Annotated in this window: 15 protein-coding genes and 1 pseudogene; 3 read left to right on the top strand and 13 right to left on the bottom strand. The window is 69.9% G+C overall.

Features of this window, described 5'->3' with window-relative positions:
- Positions 1-23 precede the first annotated feature (23 nt).
- From EV648_RS08185 to EV648_RS45115, 7 genes and pseudogenes are all read right to left on the bottom strand, one after another.
- The gene (locus tag EV648_RS08185) at positions 24-464 is read right to left on the bottom strand and encodes a GNAT family N-acetyltransferase (RefSeq protein ID WP_132287156.1); all 441 of its coding nucleotides are present in this window, start codon (positions 462-464) and stop codon (positions 24-26) included.
- Positions 465-526: 62 nt separating this feature from the next.
- Positions 527-1,687 (bottom strand): VWA domain-containing protein, encoded by a 1,161-nt coding sequence (locus tag EV648_RS08190; RefSeq protein WP_132287159.1) that lies wholly within the window; start codon positions 1,685-1,687, stop codon positions 527-529.
- Positions 1,684-3,861, bottom strand: a complete 2,178-nt coding sequence (locus tag EV648_RS08195; RefSeq protein ID WP_132287162.1) for a DUF5682 family protein — start codon at positions 3,859-3,861, stop codon at positions 1,684-1,686. The genes EV648_RS08190 and EV648_RS08195 overlap by 4 nt, the downstream gene beginning before the upstream one ends.
- A complete protein-coding gene (locus EV648_RS08200; RefSeq protein ID WP_132287165.1) occupies positions 3,858-4,946 on the bottom strand; it encodes an AAA family ATPase in 1,089 nt (362 codons plus the stop codon). Before EV648_RS08200 ends, EV648_RS08195 begins: the two co-directional genes overlap by 4 nt.
- Entirely contained in the window at positions 4,943-6,343 is a 1,401-nt protein-coding gene (locus EV648_RS08205) for a DUF5691 domain-containing protein (RefSeq protein ID WP_132287168.1), read from the bottom strand. The genes EV648_RS08200 and EV648_RS08205 overlap by 4 nt, the downstream gene beginning before the upstream one ends.
- Entirely contained in the window at positions 6,340-7,359 is a 1,020-nt protein-coding gene (locus EV648_RS08210; RefSeq protein ID WP_241995045.1) for an SWIM zinc finger family protein, read from the bottom strand. Before EV648_RS08210 ends, EV648_RS08205 begins: the two co-directional genes overlap by 4 nt.
- 45 nt (positions 7,360-7,404) lie before the next feature.
- Positions 7,405-7,650, bottom strand: a pseudogene (locus tag EV648_RS45115) (SWIM zinc finger family protein); the annotation flags it as partial.
- Between the two features lie 219 nt (positions 7,651-7,869).
- Between EV648_RS45115 and EV648_RS08215 the strand changes: the two are divergent.
- Entirely contained in the window at positions 7,870-9,273 is a 1,404-nt protein-coding gene (locus EV648_RS08215) for an FAD-binding oxidoreductase (RefSeq protein WP_132287174.1), read from the top strand.
- 148 nt (positions 9,274-9,421) lie between these two features.
- On the opposite strand, the gene EV648_RS08220 is transcribed toward EV648_RS08215, so the two are convergent.
- The 6 genes from EV648_RS08220 to EV648_RS08245 all read right to left on the bottom strand — a co-directional run bounded on the left by EV648_RS08220 (position 9,422) and on the right by EV648_RS08245 (position 14,929).
- Positions 9,422-10,108, bottom strand: coding sequence for a GAF and ANTAR domain-containing protein (locus EV648_RS08220; RefSeq protein WP_241994966.1), 687 nt, complete (start codon positions 10,106-10,108; stop codon positions 9,422-9,424).
- Between the two features lie 105 nt (positions 10,109-10,213).
- Positions 10,214-11,164 carry an amidohydrolase family protein gene (locus EV648_RS08225; RefSeq protein ID WP_132287180.1) on the bottom strand — a complete coding sequence of 317 codons (951 nt, stop codon included), beginning with the start codon at positions 11,162-11,164 and terminating at the stop codon, positions 10,214-10,216.
- 2 nt (positions 11,165-11,166) lie between these two features.
- Positions 11,167-12,057, bottom strand: coding sequence for an SDR family oxidoreductase (locus EV648_RS08230; protein WP_132287183.1), 891 nt, complete (start codon positions 12,055-12,057; stop codon positions 11,167-11,169).
- 141 nt (positions 12,058-12,198) lie between these two features.
- Positions 12,199-12,948: an SDR family oxidoreductase gene (locus EV648_RS08235; protein ID WP_132287186.1), complete on the bottom strand. Its 750-nt coding sequence runs from the start codon at positions 12,946-12,948 to the stop codon at positions 12,199-12,201.
- A gap of 100 nt (positions 12,949-13,048) precedes the next feature.
- Entirely contained in the window at positions 13,049-13,984 is a 936-nt protein-coding gene (locus tag EV648_RS08240; protein ID WP_132287189.1) for a LysR family transcriptional regulator, read from the bottom strand.
- Between the two features lie 66 nt (positions 13,985-14,050).
- Positions 14,051-14,929, bottom strand: a complete 879-nt coding sequence (locus tag EV648_RS08245; RefSeq protein ID WP_132287192.1) for an alpha/beta fold hydrolase — start codon at positions 14,927-14,929, stop codon at positions 14,051-14,053.
- A gap of 114 nt (positions 14,930-15,043) precedes the next feature.
- On the opposite strand from EV648_RS08245, the gene EV648_RS08250 reads away from it, so the two are divergent.
- Positions 15,044-16,975 carry a BTAD domain-containing putative transcriptional regulator gene (locus tag EV648_RS08250; protein WP_132287195.1) on the top strand — a complete coding sequence of 644 codons (1,932 nt, stop codon included), beginning with the start codon at positions 15,044-15,046 and terminating at the stop codon, positions 16,973-16,975.
- Positions 16,976-17,213: 238 nt separating this feature from the next.
- Positions 17,214-18,323 (top strand): serine hydrolase, encoded by a 1,110-nt coding sequence (locus EV648_RS08255; RefSeq protein ID WP_132287198.1) that lies wholly within the window; start codon positions 17,214-17,216, stop codon positions 18,321-18,323.
- Positions 18,324-18,333: the final 10 nt, after the last annotated feature.

Below are 18,333 nucleotides of genomic sequence, written 5' to 3' on the forward strand. Positions count from 1 at the left end.
ATGACTATATCCTGCACCAGTGATCAGGAGTTGGGAAGGGCGAGGTGCAGCAGTGGGTAGGGCTTGCCGAGGCCGTCCAGGGCTGAGCGCCCGACCTGGTGGAAGCCCTCGTGCAGGTAGAAGCCGACCGCCTGCGGGTTCTGCTCGTTGACGTCGACGGTGGTCGCGCCGAAGACGGAGACAGCGTGCTGGAGCAGCAGCCTCCCGCCGCCCTGACCGCGGACGGCCGGATCGAGGAACAGCATCTCGACCTTGTCCCCCTCCACCCCGACGAAGCCGACCAGCAGATCGTCGTCGTCCCGCAGTACGGCGAGGTGCTGGATCTCGCCGAAGGAGGCGTGCACCAACGGACGGAACAGCGCGATATCCGCATCGGTGACGAAATCGTGCGTCGCCCGGACCGACGCCTCCCACACCAGCGTCGCCCGGTCGTGCTCGTCGTCCCGGATCTGCGTAACCCTCACCACAACCCCCTGATCAGCCCTCCCCGCGACGGTAGAACGGCAGCCCGGGTCGCGCGACCGGATTAGCTCTCCAGGTTGGTGGCGGCCCAGCCGGCGATGTCGTCGCGGCGGATCGCGGCGGCCATCAGGTCGGGAAAGAGATCGGGGGTGCAGGCGAAGGTCGGGATGCCCAGGTCGGCGAAGGCGGCCGCGTTGTCGGCATCGTAGGACGGGGTGCCCGAGTCGGCGAGGGCGAGCAACGCGATCAGCTGGACCCCGGAATCCACCAGGGAACGAGCCCGGCGGAGCAACTCCTCCCGCGAGCCACCTTCGTACAGGTCGCTCACCAGCACCATCACCGTCTCCGCCGGGCGACTGACCAGACCCTCGCAGTACGCCAGGGCGCGGTTGATGTCGGTACCGCCGCCGAGCTGGGTGCCGAAGAGGACGTCGACCGGGTCGTCCAGTTCCTCGGTCAGATCCACCACCGCGGTGTCGAAGACGACCAGGCTGGTCCGCAGTGCCCGCATCGACCCCAGTACTGCGCCGAACAGGCTCGCGTACACGACCGACTCCGCCATCGACCCCGACTGGTCGATCGCCAGCACCACATCGCGTTGCACGCTGTGGTTGCGGCGGGCATAGCCAACCAGCCGGTCCGGCACGATCGTGCCGAGCGAGGGCGAGAAGTGCTTCAGGTTGGCGCGGATCGTCCGGTCCCAGTCGATGTCGGAGTGACGCGGCCGCCCGGTCCGGCCGGCTCGGTCGAGCGCACCGGTCACGGCTGCCCGGGTCCGCTCGGCCAGGCGTTCCTCGAGCTCGACCACCACTCGGCGGACGACGTCGCGGGCGGTGTGCTTGGTCTCCTCCGGCATCACCTCGTTCAGGGCCAGCAAGGTGCTGACGAGATGGACATCGGGCTCGACAGCGTTGAGGAGCTCGGGCTCCATCAGCATCCGGGTGATGCCGAGCCGCTCGACCGCGTCACGCTGCATCACCTGAACGACCGTGCTCGGGAAGTAGGTCCGGATGTCGCCCAGCCAACGAGCCACCCGCGGCGCCGACGAACCCAGTCCGGCCGATCGCTTGGTCCCCGGCTCGCCCCGCTCCGCGTCGTACAAAGCAGCCAGGGCGGCGTCGACGGATCTGTCGGCGGCGGACAACGTTGTACCGGTCTCCGGGTCGGCCTCGCTGCCGAGCACCATCCGCCAGCGGCGCATGCGTTCGTCGTCGGACACGGTCACACCCCCAGCAATCGCGCCACGACGGGTAAGACGGATGCTGCCAGCAACGAATCCAGTTCGTTGTCATCAGCAACCACCATGGCGGCCGGATCAGCTAGGGCGCGGGCTCGGTCTCCGATCGACCGGCGCTCCGGCGAGGCGAAGGTCCCGAAGGTACGCCGGAGCAGCGGCAACGCCTCCAGGAACGCGTCGTCGGGGATCGCGGTCAGCCAGGAGTCCACCAACGCCAGCAGGCGTTCGTCGTGCACCAGCAACAGGCCACCACCGGCCAGGAATCCCTCGACATAGCCGGCGGCATCGGCGGTCGGAGTACCAGGAGAGAGCGCCCGGCCCAACCGGAGCGCGACCTCGGCAGCATCCAGTCGCGAGGTGTCGAGCATCAACCGGGTCAGCCGTCCGGCGATCAACGGCGGAACGGACGACCGCCCGCTCAGTCCTTCCAGCGTCGCCAACCACTCGAGGCGGACGGCCTCATCGAGCAAGGCGGTCGCATCCTGCACCCCGTCGATCAGTTCGAGCACCGACGCCGCGGCCTCGGGATCCAACCCGTGCACGGTCCGCCCGAGCCCGGCGCACACCCGGGAGACCATCCGGCCGGCGACCAACCCCAGTCCTTCGGTAGAGCTTCCACGCACGTCGCCATACCGAGCGGATCGCGCCAACGCGGGCAGCGCCGCCATCAGGTGACCGACATCGGCATCCTTCGCCGCCCTGGTGTCGACGCCCTGCAGCAGAGCCGGCAACGCCTCGGCCAGGTCAGCGAGCAGCGACCGCTCCAGCGCAGACGTCACCTCGGCCAACGTCGACGACTCGTCGGCGACGCGCAGCATCACCGTCGTCGCAGCACCGAGCACGGTTGTCCCATGGGCGCCGGCGGCCACGAGATCGACCTCCAGACCGGGATCCCAGCTGAGCGTCCAGGTCTCCCGGAACGTGCCCTGGTTGCGCCGTTCGTCCGCGGTCGGCACGCCCCAGTCGATGCCGAGAATCCGTAACCGGTGCAGCAACCTCGACTTCTCCAGGTCGTTCGGCTTCCGCAGGTCGAGCTCCACCACGCGTTCGGCGGCGTCCCGCTTCAATCGCAACCGCCTGGCCTGCGCGGCAAGGTCCGCCGCCACCGGCGCTTGCGGAGTATCACCCGGTACTGCGCCGAGCAACTCGCCCACCACAGCCTCACGAGTGACCAGGTCGAGCAGGACGTCGTTGCCGCCGCACATCACCGCCCGGGTGGCCTCCGTGACCTCGCTCAACCCGGCGAGTGGTCGCTCCCGCAGAGCAGCCAGGGTTTCCGCCAACCGGACCGCCTCGATCACGTGAGCACTCGACACCGGGAGGTCCTCGGCCCGCAGTACGCGCGCGACCTTGCCGAGCCAGCGCGCGGTGATCTGGTCGGGCGCCGTGAACAGATGGTGGTACCAGCCGGGCGAGGTGACGCCGGCGCCGTACCCGCTGGCGCTCGCGAGCCGGCCGTGCGTCCACGGCACCCAGGTGCAGGCGACCTTGCGCTTGGGCAGTCCCTTGAGAATGCGCGCGTCATGAGTTGCCGGGGGCAACGGTGCTTGCAGAGCGGGCACATGCCAGGCGCCGCACACCACGGCGATCCGCTCGAACCCCTCCCGCAGTGCCTTGCGCAGAACCGTGCGCATGTAGGCCTCGCGCTGCGCCTCGCGACCGGTCGCCGTCTCGTCCCGGCGCAGCTCCCCCATCGCCTCCGCGATCACCGTGAACGGCTCAGCCCCGTCGCGCCGATGCTCGATCACGTCGTCCCACCAGCGCTCGGGATCGTCGTACCCACCGGCCGCGGCCAGCGTCGCCAGCGGATCCGCCGACAGCCCCCGCCGCTCCGAGCGATCCAGGCTGCCGAACTGGTACGCCGCCGGCAGATCGCAGAACCGCACCGGTACTCCGGCCGCCAGCGCGTGCCGGATCGCCTGCCATTCGGGGCTGAACACCGCGAACGGCCAGAAGGCGGCGCGGGTCGAATCGTCCACCGCATAAGCGAGCAGCGCCACCGGCGGCACCATCTCCTCCGACGCTGCGAGCTCCACCACCTTGTCGGCCTCGGGCGGTCCCTCGATCAGTACGACGTCAGGCTGCAACTCCGTCAGGGCAGCCGCCAGCGCCCGGGCCGAACCCGGTCCGTGGTGCCTGATCCCGAAGAGGTGAACGGTCATCCGGTGATGTCCCTGCAGGCCCGGTAGAAGTCGGCCCAGCCGTCGCGCTCGCGGACCACCGTCTCCAGGTACTCCGACCAGACCACGCGATCCGCCGAGGGATCCTTGACCACGGCTCCGAGGATGCCGCCTGCCACGTCGTTCGAGCGCAGTACGCCGTCGCCGAAGTGCGCGGCGAGGGCGAGACCGCCGGTCACCACGCTGATCGCCTCCGCGGTGGACAACGTGCCGGACGGCGACTTCACCGCGGTCCGGCCATCCTCGGTCCGCCCGGCGCGGAGCTCGCGGAACACCGTGACCACGCGGCGGATCTCGTCCAGCGCGTCGTCCTGCCGCGGCAGTTCGAGCGACGACCCGAGCTGCGCGACCCGGCGCGACACGATCTCCACCTCGTCCTCGGCAGAGTCCGGCAACGGCAGCACCACGGTGTTGAAGCGACGCCGGAGCGCGCTCGACAGTTCGTTCACACCCTTGTCGCGGTCATTGCTGGTGGCAATGACATTGAATCCCTTGCGGGCCTGGACCTCCGTGCCCAGCTCGGAGATCGGCAGCGCCTTCTCGGACAGGATCGTGATCAGCGCGTCCTGGACGTCGGACGGCATCCGGGTCAGCTCCTCGATCCGGGCGATCTTCGCGTCCGCCATCGCCCGGAACACCGGACTCGGCACCAGCGCCGCCTCACTGGGACCCTGGGCTATCAACTGCGCGTAGTTCCAGCCGTAGCGAATCGCCTCCTCGGCGGTGCCCGCGGTCCCCTGCACCAGCAAGGTGGAATCCCCGCTGATGGCCGCCGCGAGGTGCTCGCTGACCCACGTCTTCGCAGTACCCGGTACACCGAGCAGCAGCAGTGCGCGATCCGTCGCCAACGTCGCGACGGCGACCTCCACGAGGCGCCGCGGTCCCACGTACTTCGGCGTGATCTCCATGTCTCCCGCCTTGCCACCCAGGAGATACGTCACCACCGCGGCCGGGGACATCCGCCAGGCAGGCGGCCGCGGCCGGTCGTCCGCGGCGATCAGCGCGGCCAGCTCCGCCGCGTACTCGTCCTCGGCATGCGGGCGCAGGACTGCAGGGCTCACGGTCATGACAGCTCCTCGTACATCTCACGACGGAAGATCAGGGTCTCGACAAGGCGCCGCCGCCAGGTGTCTTCGTCACCGGTCGGCTCACGAGTGATCGGATGGTTCAGCACGTCGGCCGGTACCGCGCGCGCGGCGATGCTCGCCAGCCGGGCCCAACTGCGGGCCGGCCCCACCTTCGCCAGGTGGTCGAGGACGAAGATCGCCAGCGGCGCCGGCCACGGCACAGGCAGTCCGCCGACCAGGTCCGCGAGGTCGATCCTTGCCCGCAGCAACTCGATGGCGGACACCCACTCCTGCGGTGGCAGGATCCGCAGCAGCTCGGCGGTCCGGTTGTCCGTCGCGGCGTTCGTGGTGAGCAAGGCGCGCGCCCAGTCGGCTGATCGCTCGCGCACGGCCGCCTCCGCCCAGGCGATCTGAAGGACCTCCGGGGCACACCCCTCGACCGGCATCCCGAGCTGCTCGAGCTTGGAGGCGGACAACGGCGCGGCGGCAAGGATCTGCCGGAACCACCAGGCCCGTTTGCCAAGCCCTTCATGCGGTTGCGGGTCGATTCCGTCACGCAACATCGACGGGTCCACCTTGGTCGGCAAGCTGACCGCGATGACCCCCTGGCTGACCGTCAAGTGGGACCACACCCGCTGCGCCATGCGCTCGCCGTACTGCGAACCGGGGATCCGCGCAAGTAGCGTCGCCGCGGCCCGGCGTACCTCCTTCGAGCGGTCGTCGAGGGCGGCCTCGCAGAACTCCTCGTCGGCCGGCGACAACTGCTCTGCCAGCAGCCCGAGGAAGTCCAGCCGGGTAGCCGCGGGTTCGGTCGGCCAGACCTCCTGGAGCGCCTCGAGCGCAGCAGCGGGATCGCGGCGACGCAACGAGCGCAACCAGCTCCGCCGCTGCAGGGCGTTGCCATGCGTCCAGATCGCGATAGCGTTGCCCTCGACAACCGCATCGTGCAGGAATCGCCAATCTGGGTTCAGATCCGCGAGCCAGCTCGCCCGCCGCCCGGCCGCCGCGATCACCAACGGCCGGTACTCCGCGCGGTTGCGCGCGTAGTCGGCCAGTGCGGGAAGCTGCTCGGGCGGGACACCCCAACCTCGCTCGTTTGCCGCACGCAACCACTCACCGAGTGCGGCGGTCTGGAAACCGGTGAGCATCGCGGCGAGTCTGCGGATCGCCACGGGTCTGGGGAGGGGACGGTCTTCCCCCACCGCAGGCTCGAGCGGCGTGAGGCCTTCGAGCGGCGTGCGGCCGGCTCTCTTGTAGAGGGTCGCCAGCGCGGCGGCATCGAGTAGCCCACCTTCGCCCAACTGCTCCTGGATCTTCTCCGGCAACTCCTCGAACCGCGGCGGCCGCCGCTCGGTCCCGAGCAACGCCGAACTGACCAAGCCATCCCAGCCCCTCATGACAGGATCACCGGCCGATCGCCGTCCCAGCACGTCATCGGCTTGAACCCGGCGCGGTTCCACTCGCCGGCCACCGTCACCGGATCACCAGCCGAGACCGCGAGCAGCTTCCACAGATCCACCCCCGGCAGAACCTCCAGCGCGTCACCCGCCTGGTCCACGAGCGCCCAGTTCTCGCCGTTCTTCGCCGGACGCACAGCTGCCAGGACGAGTGGCCAGCGCTCGTTCCACGGATCCGCCGCCAGCGACTCGACGTACGACGCCAGCGCCTGCTTCGCGTTCAGGCCACCCGGCCTCGGGGACGGCAGGCGGGGTGCCGTCTGAGTGAGAAGTGCCCGCATCGGCAGTGCGCCCGGGTAGAACGACAGCACGCCGGGGACGAGCTCGCCCGGTCGGGCCGGAAGGGGATCCAGTTGCCGCCCGGCCGGCGCGAAGTTGAGGATCAGCGCGAGCCTGCCGGTGGTGACCCCGCGCAACCACAAGCGCCGTACGGTCAGGCGGTCGTCCGGCTCGATCACCCGGCCGAGGACGAGCCAGTCGTCCTCGACCTTCTCCCCTTCGGCGAGTACCCGGGCGGTCTCGACGGTCCAGCCGATCCTCGACTGCACAGTGTCGGCCAAGGTGGGTGGCAGCTCGCCGAGCCTGCCGTGGGCGGACACCACCAGGTGGATGAGGGACAGCTCCTCCAGCAGTTCGCCGGGCCAGCCGTGGCCGCGCCCGACCACCCCGGCGGCTCGGCGTACGGCTCCTGCCACGCCAGGCGCCTGCGCATCGACCATGCGCGCAGCCAGCCGGCTCAGCTCGGAGTACCCACGCTGCTCGAATCCGCTCAGCCCTCGGTGTACTTGGTCGTCCAGCCAGCTCTGCAGCTCGGACATGCCCGCGGAGACCCGATCAGCTCGCCGGGATGCCCGCTGCTGGGCCGCCAACGGATCGGCGACCTCACCCGGCTTCTTCTCAGCCCGCTCCGCGGACCGCTCGGACCGATCGGCTCGCTCGGCCAGCCAGCTGGACACCCAGTCAGGCTCTTCAGCCGGCCGTACCTCGCCAGTCGCCCACAGCAACAGCAAACCAAGAGCGTGCTTGCAGGGAAACTTCCGACTGGGACACGAGCACTTGAAAGCAGGGCCGGCCAGTTCCACCACCGTCTGATACGGCTGCTTCCCGCTCCCCTGGCACAACCCCCAGACCGCCTGCGCCGAAGCCCCGGCCCCAGCCCACTTGGCGCCCCGAGCCTGCCCCTCCCCAGCCTTGACGGAAGCAGCATCGGGCGCCAGCCCCAACACCCGCTCCAGTTCCCAAGCCACCCCGAGAGCATGCCACCTGTCGCCGACAGCTCAACTCCCGAGCCGGTCGCTAGTGCCCTACTCCTCGACTGCATCGAGTTCGGCGAGCGCCGGCGGATCGCGCCTTCCTCCGCACGAGCGGTCGCCAGCAGTTCGTCGGCCTCGGCCTTCGCCACCTCGCGCAGGTGGTCCCGCCGTGCGCTGACTCGCGCTATTCGCATTCGCAATAGCATGTATGTGATGACTTTCAATGATTCGTCCCTGCCGCCGGTCCTGCCGGAGGATGCCGCGTCCCTCGTGGCCGCGGTGACGGGTTCGGTTCTGCTGCCGGGCGACGCCGGATACGACGACGAACGCGCCGTTTTCAACCTGAATCACGACCTGGTACCCGCGGTGATCGTGGTGGCGGAGAGCACGGCCGATGTCCGGGCCGCCGTCGCCTTCGCGGCAGGGCAGTACCGGCCGGTCCTGGTGAAGACCACCGGCCACCAGATGGTCGGCCCCGCGCACGGCGCCGTCGTCATCGCGACCCACCGGATGAATGACGTGGCCATCGACGCGGTCGGCCGCACGGCCCGGGTCGGCGCCGGAGCGAGATGGGCAGAGGTCGTCAAGAAGGCTGCCGAGGCTGGGCTGGCTCCGCTGAACGGGTCGAATCCCACGGTGGGAGTCTCCGGTTACACCCTGGGCGGCGGGCTCAGCCCGACCCTCGGCCGCTCCCACGGCTACGCCGCCGACCATGTCCGCTCGCTTGACGTGGTGACCGCGGACGGCGAACTGCGCCATGTCAACGCGCAGTCCGAACCCGACCTGTTCTGGGCGCTGCGCGGCGGCAAGGGCAACTTCGGCGTGGTCACCGCGCTTGAATTCGACCTGTTCCCGGTGCCCCGCCTCTACGGCGGCGGCATCTACTTCCCCGGTGAGCGTACGGCCGACGTGCTGCGCGCCTGGACCGCCTGGCACCCGGGCACGCCGGAGACCATGATCTCGTCGTTCGCCGTACTGCGGCTACGAGCGCTGCCCCAACTGCCCGAGTCCCTGCACGGGGAGTTCGTGGTGCACCTGCGGATCGCCTACAACGGCACGGCCGCGGACGGCGAGCGTATGGTGGCGCCGCTTCGGGCGGTAGCTCCGGCACTCCTGGACACCGTGGCGGACATGCCGTACACGAAGGTCGCGTCGATCCACAACGAGTCGACCGAACCAGTGCCCTACTACGAACGGAGCATCATGCTACGGGAGTTCCCCGCAGATGCACTGGACAAGCTGGTGGAACTCGCCGGCCCGGACTCCGCAAACACCCTGACGATGGTTGAACTGCGTGCCCTGGGCGGGGCGTGGGACCGGGAGCCGGCGGTGCCCAACGCCGTGGCGACCAGGGGTCTGCCGTACGTCCTGCTGGGCGTCGCGGGCGGTCCGGTGTCGGAGGAACAGCAACTCAAGGAGTCGGTCGCGGTGCTGCTCGACGGTATGGAGCCCTGGCGGGGCGACCGACGGCTGGTGAACAACCTCGCGCCGGACGAGGCAGCCGACGCCGCCGCGATCTACGGCCCAGAGCGCTACAAGCGCCTGGCGGCCGTCAAGAAGACCTACGACCCGACGAACATGTTCCGGATCAACCACAACGTGGCGCCGGCCGCCTGAGCGGACACTGGCAGCCGGGCAGAGCCGGACGTGATCGTTTCGTCGATCATCGAGTGCGTCCTTTCTCAGCCCCCACTGACGTTCCTCACCGTAGGGACGGAGGATGACAATTCGCTGACTCAGCGCGAGGATCGCGCGCGGTATCCCTTCAGGACGGGAGTTTCCGGGTCTCGATCAGCCGCTGGGCGACGTCGCGGAGCTTGATGTTGTTGTCCTGCGAGTAGCGGCGCAGGACCGCGAACGCCTGGTCGCCGTCGATGCCGAAGCGCTCCATCAGGATGCCCTGGGCCTGGCCGATCAGCTTGCGCGCGTCGATCGCGTGCCACAGCGAGGCTTCCTGGCGCGCGTTCGACAACGCCACCGAGGCGTGCCGGGCGAGGATGTGCGCGACCGCGTCGTCGTCCGCGTCGAACGCGTGAGGCTCCGTGTTGAACAGTTGCAGCACACCCAGCGTCGAGCCGCTGGTATGTAGCCGGACGGTAAGCACACTCCGCAGACCGAGCGCCGCGGCCTTCGGACCCCAGACCGGCCAGCGATCGTCGCTCTCGGTGTCGGCGATCACGACGGTGTCGCGGTTCGCGAGCACAGCAAGCGAAGGGCCCTCGCCGCAGTCGAGCTGGAGCTGGTCGGACTGTTCGACGAGCGGATCGGTGACGGCGATGGTTTCGAAGTGCCGCCCGCGCTGCGCCAGGGCCACGCCCGCATGGGTGCAGCTGACCGCTTGCAACGCGAACTGGACGACCGCCTCGACGGTCTCGGTGAGACCCGTCTCCTCGTGCAGCTCGACCGCCAGCCGGGCGAAGACGTCCGCGACGTCCGCTCCGTCATCACTCACGTCCACCAAGCCACCTCTCGTCCGCATCGCTTCTGCAGGCAGGCTGACCGCCGCTTCCGATTATGGTCGCTCAGCCCGTGGCTTTCACGTCAACTCGTTGCGCTCTCAGGCATCGACCCGCGCCGGCAGCAGCCGTACCGCGTTCTCTGTGGTCCTGGCTCTCCAGCCGTCAGCCGCGGGTGACGCGTCCAGGGCCGCCACCTGCTCCGCGATCGCCTCGTTCGGGGTGAAACCGTAGTCGCTGCCGTAGAGCAGGCGGTCCGCCCTTGCGACTGCTTCGAGGATCGGCAGTTGCCCCGGCACCGGCGTACCGGCCACGTCGTACCAGAGCTTCCGCAACTGGGAACTGACGGCGGGCACCTCGTCCACCGAGGCGGTGGAGTAGGTGTGCCGGAAGAGATCCAGGCGATCACCGAGCAGCGGCAGTACGTCGCCTGCGTGGGTGACGACGAACCGCACGTTCGGGTAGCGGGTGAAGATCCCGGTCAGCGCCAGATCGGCCACCGCGCGGGCCTCGTCGAAGAGGAACTCGATCATCGGCCGGGGGCGGTCCAGCGCGACCTGTCGCCACTGTGGAGGCGAGGTCGGGTGCAGGAAGACGACTGCGGACCGCGCGTCCAGCTCGCGCCAGAGGCGATCCCAGGACGGATCCCCCGGGTACTGCCCGCCCGCGTTGCTCATCAGTACGACGCCGTCGGCGTGCAGGCTGTCGTAGGCGTATTCGAGCTCCACCAGCGCGCCGTCCACGTCCGGGAGAGGCAGGCCGGCGAAGAACCCGAATCTGCCCGGGTGGTCCTTGCCCAGCTCGGCGGCCGCCTCGTTCATCCGGCGGGCCAGCACTTGGGCCCGGAAGTCGTCCCCGAAGTGCACGCCCGGGGACGACACCGAGAGCACCGACTTGGTGATCCCGGTGTCGTCCATCAGGTCGAGCTGCCGACGGACGTTCCACTCCGGCCACCCCGGCATCCCGTCCGGGCGGAGGTGTCCGGCCCGCTCCGCCGCCGCGACGTACTCCGGCAGCAGGAAGTGGGCGTGGACGTCGATCGTCGGTTTCATGGTCACGCCGTCGGGTGCAGCAGGTCGTCCAGCTCGACCCGGCGGAGGAACTCGGTCCGGACCCGGTCGGCCACCGCGTTCACCACGGCCGCGCCGTCGTCGGAGGGGTCGATGTGGACCCGGAACGGCCGCTTGCCCTTCTCGGTGTCGACCACGGTCACGATCGCCGTCGCCACCTCGGCAACGTCGGCCCACTCCGGCTCCAGCTCCCGCAGCTTCTGCGCGACCTGGTCCATCAGCCCGGCGTACCGGGTCTCGTAGGCCGCGACGATGTCCGCGTCGGCCGGCTTACCGCTGTGCGCGAAGTGGTTCGTGCCGTGGGTGAAGGAACCCGGGACGACGATCGTGCTCTCGATGCCGAACCGCGCCACCTCCAGCGCGTAGCTGACCGCCAGCGCATCCATGGCCGCCTTCGCCGCGAAGTACGGAGCCAGGTACGGCGGAGTGCCGCCGCGGGTGCTGGAGCTGCCTACCCACAGGAGGAGGCCGTCGTGCTGTTCACGGAGATGCGGGAGAGCGGCGCGGTTGAGGCGCTGCGTGCCGAGCACGTTCGTGTCGTACAGGTCGGCCAGCTGCTCCGGGGTGAAGGCCTCGGCCGGACCGGTGACCATGTGGCCGGCGTTGTGGATCAGGACGTCGAGCTTGCCCTGCTCCGCGAGCACCGTCTGCACTGCCTGCCGGGTGGACTCGTCGGAGCTGACGTCGAGCTCCACCGTGCGGAGGTTGACGTTGTGCTCGTCGGAGTACTGCTTGGCGTCGGCCGCGGCAGCCGCGTTCCGGCCGGCGACGTCGCGCATCCCGGCGTACACGGTGTGGCCGGCGTCGGCCAAGGCGTGCGCGGTGAGGGCGCCGAAGCCACTGGAAGCACCGCTGATCAGGATCGTCTTGCTCATCTCAGGTCTCCATTTCTCGGGAATCTGGCATCAGGGTGTCCGGCGGTGGACGCCGCCCAGGTTTTCGGAGGATGTGAGCCGGCCACGGTTCGCCGGTGGGCCAGGCGGCCAGGCCGCCGGGGTGGTTCGAGGCGACGAGGGTCAGGCGGCCGAGCCGCCGTTGGCGTAGATGACCTGGCCGTTGATCCAGCGGGCCGGGCCGGCCAGGAAGGCGACGATCTCGGAGATGTCCTCGGGCTGGCCCAGGCGCTCCAGCGGCGGCTCGGCGGCGATCCGGTCGATCAGCTCCTGCGGCTTGCCTTCGAAGAACAGCGCGGTCGCGGTCGGGCCGGGGGCCACGGCGTTGACGGTGATGTCGCGGCCGCGGAGCTCGCGGGCCAGGATCAGCGTGATCGCCTCGACGCCACCCTTGGTCGCGGCGTAGGCCGAGTAGTTCGGCCGGGCGAGCTTGGTGAGCGAGCTGGAGATGTTGATGATCGAGCCGCCGTTGCGCAGCCGGCGGGCGGCCTGCTGGTCGACCACGAAGGTGCCGCGCAGGTTGGTCCGGACGACACTGTCGAAGACCGCGAGGTCGAGGTCCACCAGCGGCGCCAGCGGCATGATGCCGGCCGCGTGGACGATGACGTCCACCCCGCCGAAGGCTTCCTCGGTCTGGTCGAACAGACTCGCCACCGCGGTCTCGTCGGCGACGTCGGCCCGGACCGCGATCGCCCGGCCGCCCGCCTGCTCGACCTCCTTCACCGCTTCCTCGGCCTCGGCCTGGTTGCTGGCGTAGTTGATCACGACCGCGTAGCCGTCGCGGCCCAGTCGGGTCGCCGTCTCGCGGCCGATGCCCCGGGAACCGCCGGTCACGATCGCGACCCGCTCGGTGGTGGTGTCGTTCTGCGTCATCGCCCTTTGCTCCTTCAGATCAGGTGCTGCGTTTCTTGCTGACACCTAGATCCTGCTCCGGGCGATGCATCAAGTCCAACGACTCAAGTCGATGGATGGATCAGTTCTGGTGATCCATCAGATCGCGGCCCAGCTCGGTCCCCTCGGGGTGCCGGAGATGCGCGGTGACCAGACCGAGGAGCGCGCGCAGGGCGGCGGTCGGTTTCCGCTTCCGCAGCGTCGCCATGTAGAGCGACCACTGGAAGGTGTGGTCCGAGATCGGCACCGCACGGATCCCCTCCATCCCGGCCACCGCGTAGCCGGGCAGGATGCCGAGGCCGACGCCGTGCTGGACGAACTGGACGCCGTTGTCGATGCCGAGCGCCTCCACCACGACCTGCCGCTCGATCCCGGCCGCCTCGAACTTCTGGTCGATCAGCGTCCTGGTGCCGAAGCCCGGCGGGAAGTCCACGAACGCCTCATCCGCGAGCTCGACGAGGGTGATCGACCGGCGCCGGGCCAGCCTGTGACCAGTAGGAATGGCCAGCACCTGCGGCACGCGGAGCAGTTCCCAGGCCGTCAGCTCCCTCGGCACACTCCCCTCGGCGACCCCGAGGAACCCGACGTCGATGTCCCCGTTGCGCAGCCCGACGACGACCCCCGCCGATCCCTCGGGCTCGACTCGCAGTTGCAGCTCGACGTTCTGGTGGCGCCGGCGGAACTCCCCGGCCGCCGCCGGCAGGTCGATCAACCCGAGCCCGGGCAGCAGCCCGACCCGTACCGACCCACGCATCCCCGCGCCCAACTCGTCGACGACATCACGCGCACCCTGGACCGCGTCCATCACCGCGAGCGCCTCGGGCAACAGCGCAGTACCGGCTTCGGTCAGGACGACGCGCTGGGCACTTCGTTCGAACAGGGTCACCTTCAGATCCCGCTCCAGCGAGGCGATCGCCGCACTCACCGCGCTCTGCACCACATGCAGCCGCCGCGCCGCGAGCGTGAAACTCCGCTCGTGCGCCACCGCTACGAAGTACTCCAGTTGCCGCAACTCCACCCCCAGAGTCTGGCATCCCCTCACCGCATGGAGGCCAGTACTGCGGACCGGGCGGCGGCGACGGGTTTACCGACTGAGGAGGTCGCGGAGGGACTTGGCGACGTCTGCGGGTGATTCCTCGGCCATGAAGTGGCCAGTGGTGACAGTGGAATGGTGGAGATCGGGAGACCAGGCCCTCCAGAGGGCGACGGCGTCGAAGCCGAGGGCGGAACCCCAGTCCTGCTGGAGAACGGTCACCGGCATCCGCAACTGGTTGCCCGAGGCACGGTCTGCCTGGTCGTGCTCGACGTCGATCCCGGCGGAGGCGCGGTAGTCGGCGACGATCGACGGTACGGCGTTGTGGCAGGCCTCCAGGTAGGCGGCGCGGATGTCGGCCGGGATCGCCTGCGGGTCGTTCGTCCAGAGGTCGAGGAAGTAGCCGAAGAACAGATCTGGGCTCGCTGCGATCAACTGCTCGGGCAGACCGGCCGGCTGGGCCATCAGGTAGAGGTGGAAGGCAACGGACGCGGTGACGCCGTGGAGCGCGTCCCACATGTCCAGCGTCGGCAGCACGTCCAGACTGGCAAGGTGGGTGATCGCGTCCGGGTGGTCGAGCCCGGCCCGGAAGGCGACCAGTGCGCCGCGATCGTGCCCTGCCAGGGCGAACCGTTCGTGCCCCAACGCCCGGGCGAGGGTGACCACATCGGCCGCCATCGTGCGCTTGGAGTAGACGCTTCCGTCGGTCTCTGCGGGCTTGTCGCTGGCGCCGTAGCCGCGCAGATCCGGGCAGATCACGGTGTGGTCGGCGGCCAGGTCGGCGGCGACGTGCCGCCACATCAGGTGCGTCTGCGGGAAGCCGTGCAGCAGCATGATCGGACTGCCAGTGCCGCCGACGGCCGCGCGCAGGGAGACTCCGTCCGCGACGCTGACGCGCTGGTAGTCGAAGCCGGGGATCGTCGGTGCCATGGTGTTCGGTTTCCTTTCGTCGGGGTCACCTCAGAGCCTGCCGCGCGCCGATGAGCATCCGATGAGCACGGCGATACCGTGACCCGGGAGACCGCGGAGAGAGGTGATCACGGGGTGCAGGTCGAGTTCGGAGTACTCGGGCCGGTGACGGCCTGGGCGGCCGACGGCAGCGCGATCGCCTTGAAGGGGCCACAGCACCGCGCGGTACTCGCCCGGCTGATCGTCGCCCGCGGCCGCGTCGTACCGGTCGAGGTCCTGGTCGACGACCTCTGGGTCAGCCCGCCGGCCGGAGCGGTGAGCGCGGTCCGCACCTTTGTGTCCGCACTTCGCCGCGCGCTGGAACCCGACCGACCAGCCCGTACTCCGGCCGAACTGCTGGTCACCGAAGGCCCGGGCTATGCGTTGCGGGCCAAGCCGTGGGAGGTGGACTCTTGGCGCTTCGAGCAGGTGATGGAGGCGACGGCCGAGATGCCGCCGCGGGACATGCTCATCCGGCTCGAGGAGGCACTGGGCTGGTGGCGTGGACCCGCGTACGCCGAGTTCGCCGACGCTCCGTGGACCCACGCGGAGCGGTCCCGCCTGGCGGAGGTCCGCCTGCTCGCGGTCGAACGGCAGGCCGAGGCGAGGCTGGCGCTGGGTCTCGACGCTGAGGCGATACCGGACCTGGACGCGCATGTGGCCGAACACCCGTGGCGTGAGGACGCCTGGCGCCTGCTGGCACTCGCGCTGTATCGCTCGGACCGCCAGGGCGACGCGCTCGCCGTACTGCGGAGGGCGCGGGCGTTGCTCGTCGAGCAGCTGGGGGTGGATCCCGGCCCGGCACTGCGCCGGCTCGAGACGGACATCCTCAACCAGGCGGATCACCTCGATCCAGGAGCTGGTGGAGCCGCCGGGCAGGTGTGGGCGCAGGCCACGGCGGCGTACGACCGGGCCGTGGCCTCTGGCGCCCGTGCGCGGCTGGAGTCGACCGTCGGGCTGCTGCGCAATCTCGCGGTGACGGGTGGCGGCGGCTTGGAGGCGGCTCGCGAGCACCGCCTGGCGGCCGTCAAAGCAGCGGAGGAACTGGGCGATGTCGAACTCACCGCTCGCGTCATCGGCGCCTACGACGTCCCGGCCATCTGGACCCGCTCGGACGACCAGAACCAAGCGAACCAACTCGTCGCAGCGGCCGAACGGGCGCTGACCGCGCTCCCGCCCGACGGCCACGAGGCTGCCCGCTCCCGCCTGCTGGCCACTATCGCCATCGAGTCCCGTGGTGTGAGCGCGGAGCGTGGTGGTGAGGCGGCTCGGGAGGCGGTGCGATTGGCTCGGCAGTTGGAGGACCCGGCACTGCTGGCTTTCGCGCTGAATGGGCTGTTTATGCAGAGCTTCCACCGCGCGGGACTCGCGCCCGAGCGGGATGCGATCGGCGAGGAGTTGATCGCGTTGTCCGCCCGGCACGGGCTGGTGACCTACGAGGTCCTCGGCCACCTCGTCCGCCTGCAGGCCCGCAGCGCTGCGGGGGACTTCGCCGGCGCCGACGAGCACGCCGCAGCGGCCGACCGGCTCGCGGAGCGGCATGAGCTTCCACTGGTCGGCGTGTTCACCCAGTGGTACCGCGCCCTCCGCCTCGCCGTGTTCGACCAGCCCGGCGCGGAGGCGGCGTACCGGGAGGCCGCAGTACTGCTGGATGGCTCGGGCATGCCGGGGCTGGAGCGGGGACTCCTGCCCCTCGCGCTGCTGTCCCTGAACGGATCACCCGCAGGCGAGGAATGGGGACCGTACGAGCCGTGGGTGCGGCCGCTGGCGCTCCTGGCTGAGGGTCGTCGCGCCGAGGCCGCGGCGGCTCTGGAAGAGACTCCGGATCCACCTGGAGATCTGTTGCTCGAGGCAATGTGGTGCCTGACCGCCCGGGCAGCGATTGCGCTAGGCAACCGTCGGGTCATGCAGCGGGCCTCGGCCGCTCTCGGCCCCGCGGCAACGGAACTCGCAGGCGCGGGTAGCGGCTTAGTTGCCTTCGGCCCGGTATCGCGACAGCTCGACGAACTGGCCCTCGCATTGCGCTGAGGTAGCCGCGCGCGCAACACAACCCGAAAGCGCATTCCCCGGCCACGACTACGAACTGCACGTCGTTTACTGAGCCGGCAACAACTTGACGCTCTGAGAGCGACCCCCGGACCGGCCCTGGCCTGATCACCCAGGGCCCTCCGGCCATGTCCGGGAAAGCCGGTGAAGGATGTCAAGGACCGTCTGGAGGCTCCGACCTACTCCTGACAGATGCCTCTCTGCACAGTAAGGACAACCCATGAGCGACAACCTTCAGGACCGGGTCCAGCACGCCATCGACGAGTTGGCCGCGTCCGGAGCCGAGATCGGCCTGCAGGTCGCGGTCTACCACCAGGGCGAACTCGTCGTCGACGCCGTCGCGGGCGCGGCTGACCGGGATACGGGCCGGCCGGTCACCTCGGACACGCTCTTCTACGCCGCCTCGACCGGCAAGGCAGCCACCGCGACGGTGGCGAACGTGCTGGTCGACCGCGGCGTCCTCGAGTACGACGCGCCCATCGCGGACGTCTGGCCGGAGTTCGCCGCGCACGGCAAGGACAAGGCCACCCTGCGGCACGTGCTGACCCACTCCATCGGGCTGCCGGCGATCCCGCTGACCACCACGATCGAGGACCTGACGAACTGGACCACGATGACCGAGGCGCTGGCGGACTCGGAGCTGTGGTGGGAGCCGGGCACCAAGATGACGTACCACGCGCAGACCTTCGGCTTCCTGGTCGGCGAACTGGTACGCCGGGCCGCCGGCAAGCCGATCTCCCAGGTCCTCCGCGAGGAGATCACCGAGCCCCTCGGCATCGCGGACGAGGTGTACTTCGGCGTACCGGCGAGCGAGTTGCCCCGGGTCGCCACGCTGCACGAGGCCGACGGGATCGAGGAGATGATGGCGATGGTGGGTCAGCTGTTCGCCAAGGTCGCCCCCGCCGCGGTGATGCCGACGGCCGACTTCGCCAACCGCCCGGACGTGCTGATGGCGGACCTACCCTCCGGCGGCACGCTGACCGCCCGCGGCATCGCGAAGCTGTACGCCGCGCTGCTCGGCGAGGTGGACGGGGTTCGGTTGGTCGGCCCGGAGCGGTTCGCGCAGATCTCCAGCCCGGCGCTGGTCGCGAACGACGAGTTCATGGGCAACCCGGCCACCTGGGCCCTCGGCTACCCGATCGGCCGGCTCGGCTCCACCGCCGAGGAAACTCCCACGGTCTTCGGCGTCCCAGGCATGGGTGGCAGCGCCGCCTGGGCCGACCACGCCACCGGCACCACCTTCGCCCTCACCAAGAACCACTTCAACCCGACCCAGGCCGACGCCGCCATCCAGCTCGGCACCCTCGTAGCCGATTCCTTCGCCAGGTAGAGCCCGGCGC

Origin of the sequence: Kribbella sp. VKM Ac-2568 (genome assembly GCF_004345365.1) — a bacterium.
Lineage (GTDB): Bacteria > Actinomycetota > Actinomycetes > Propionibacteriales > Kribbellaceae > Kribbella > Kribbella orskensis.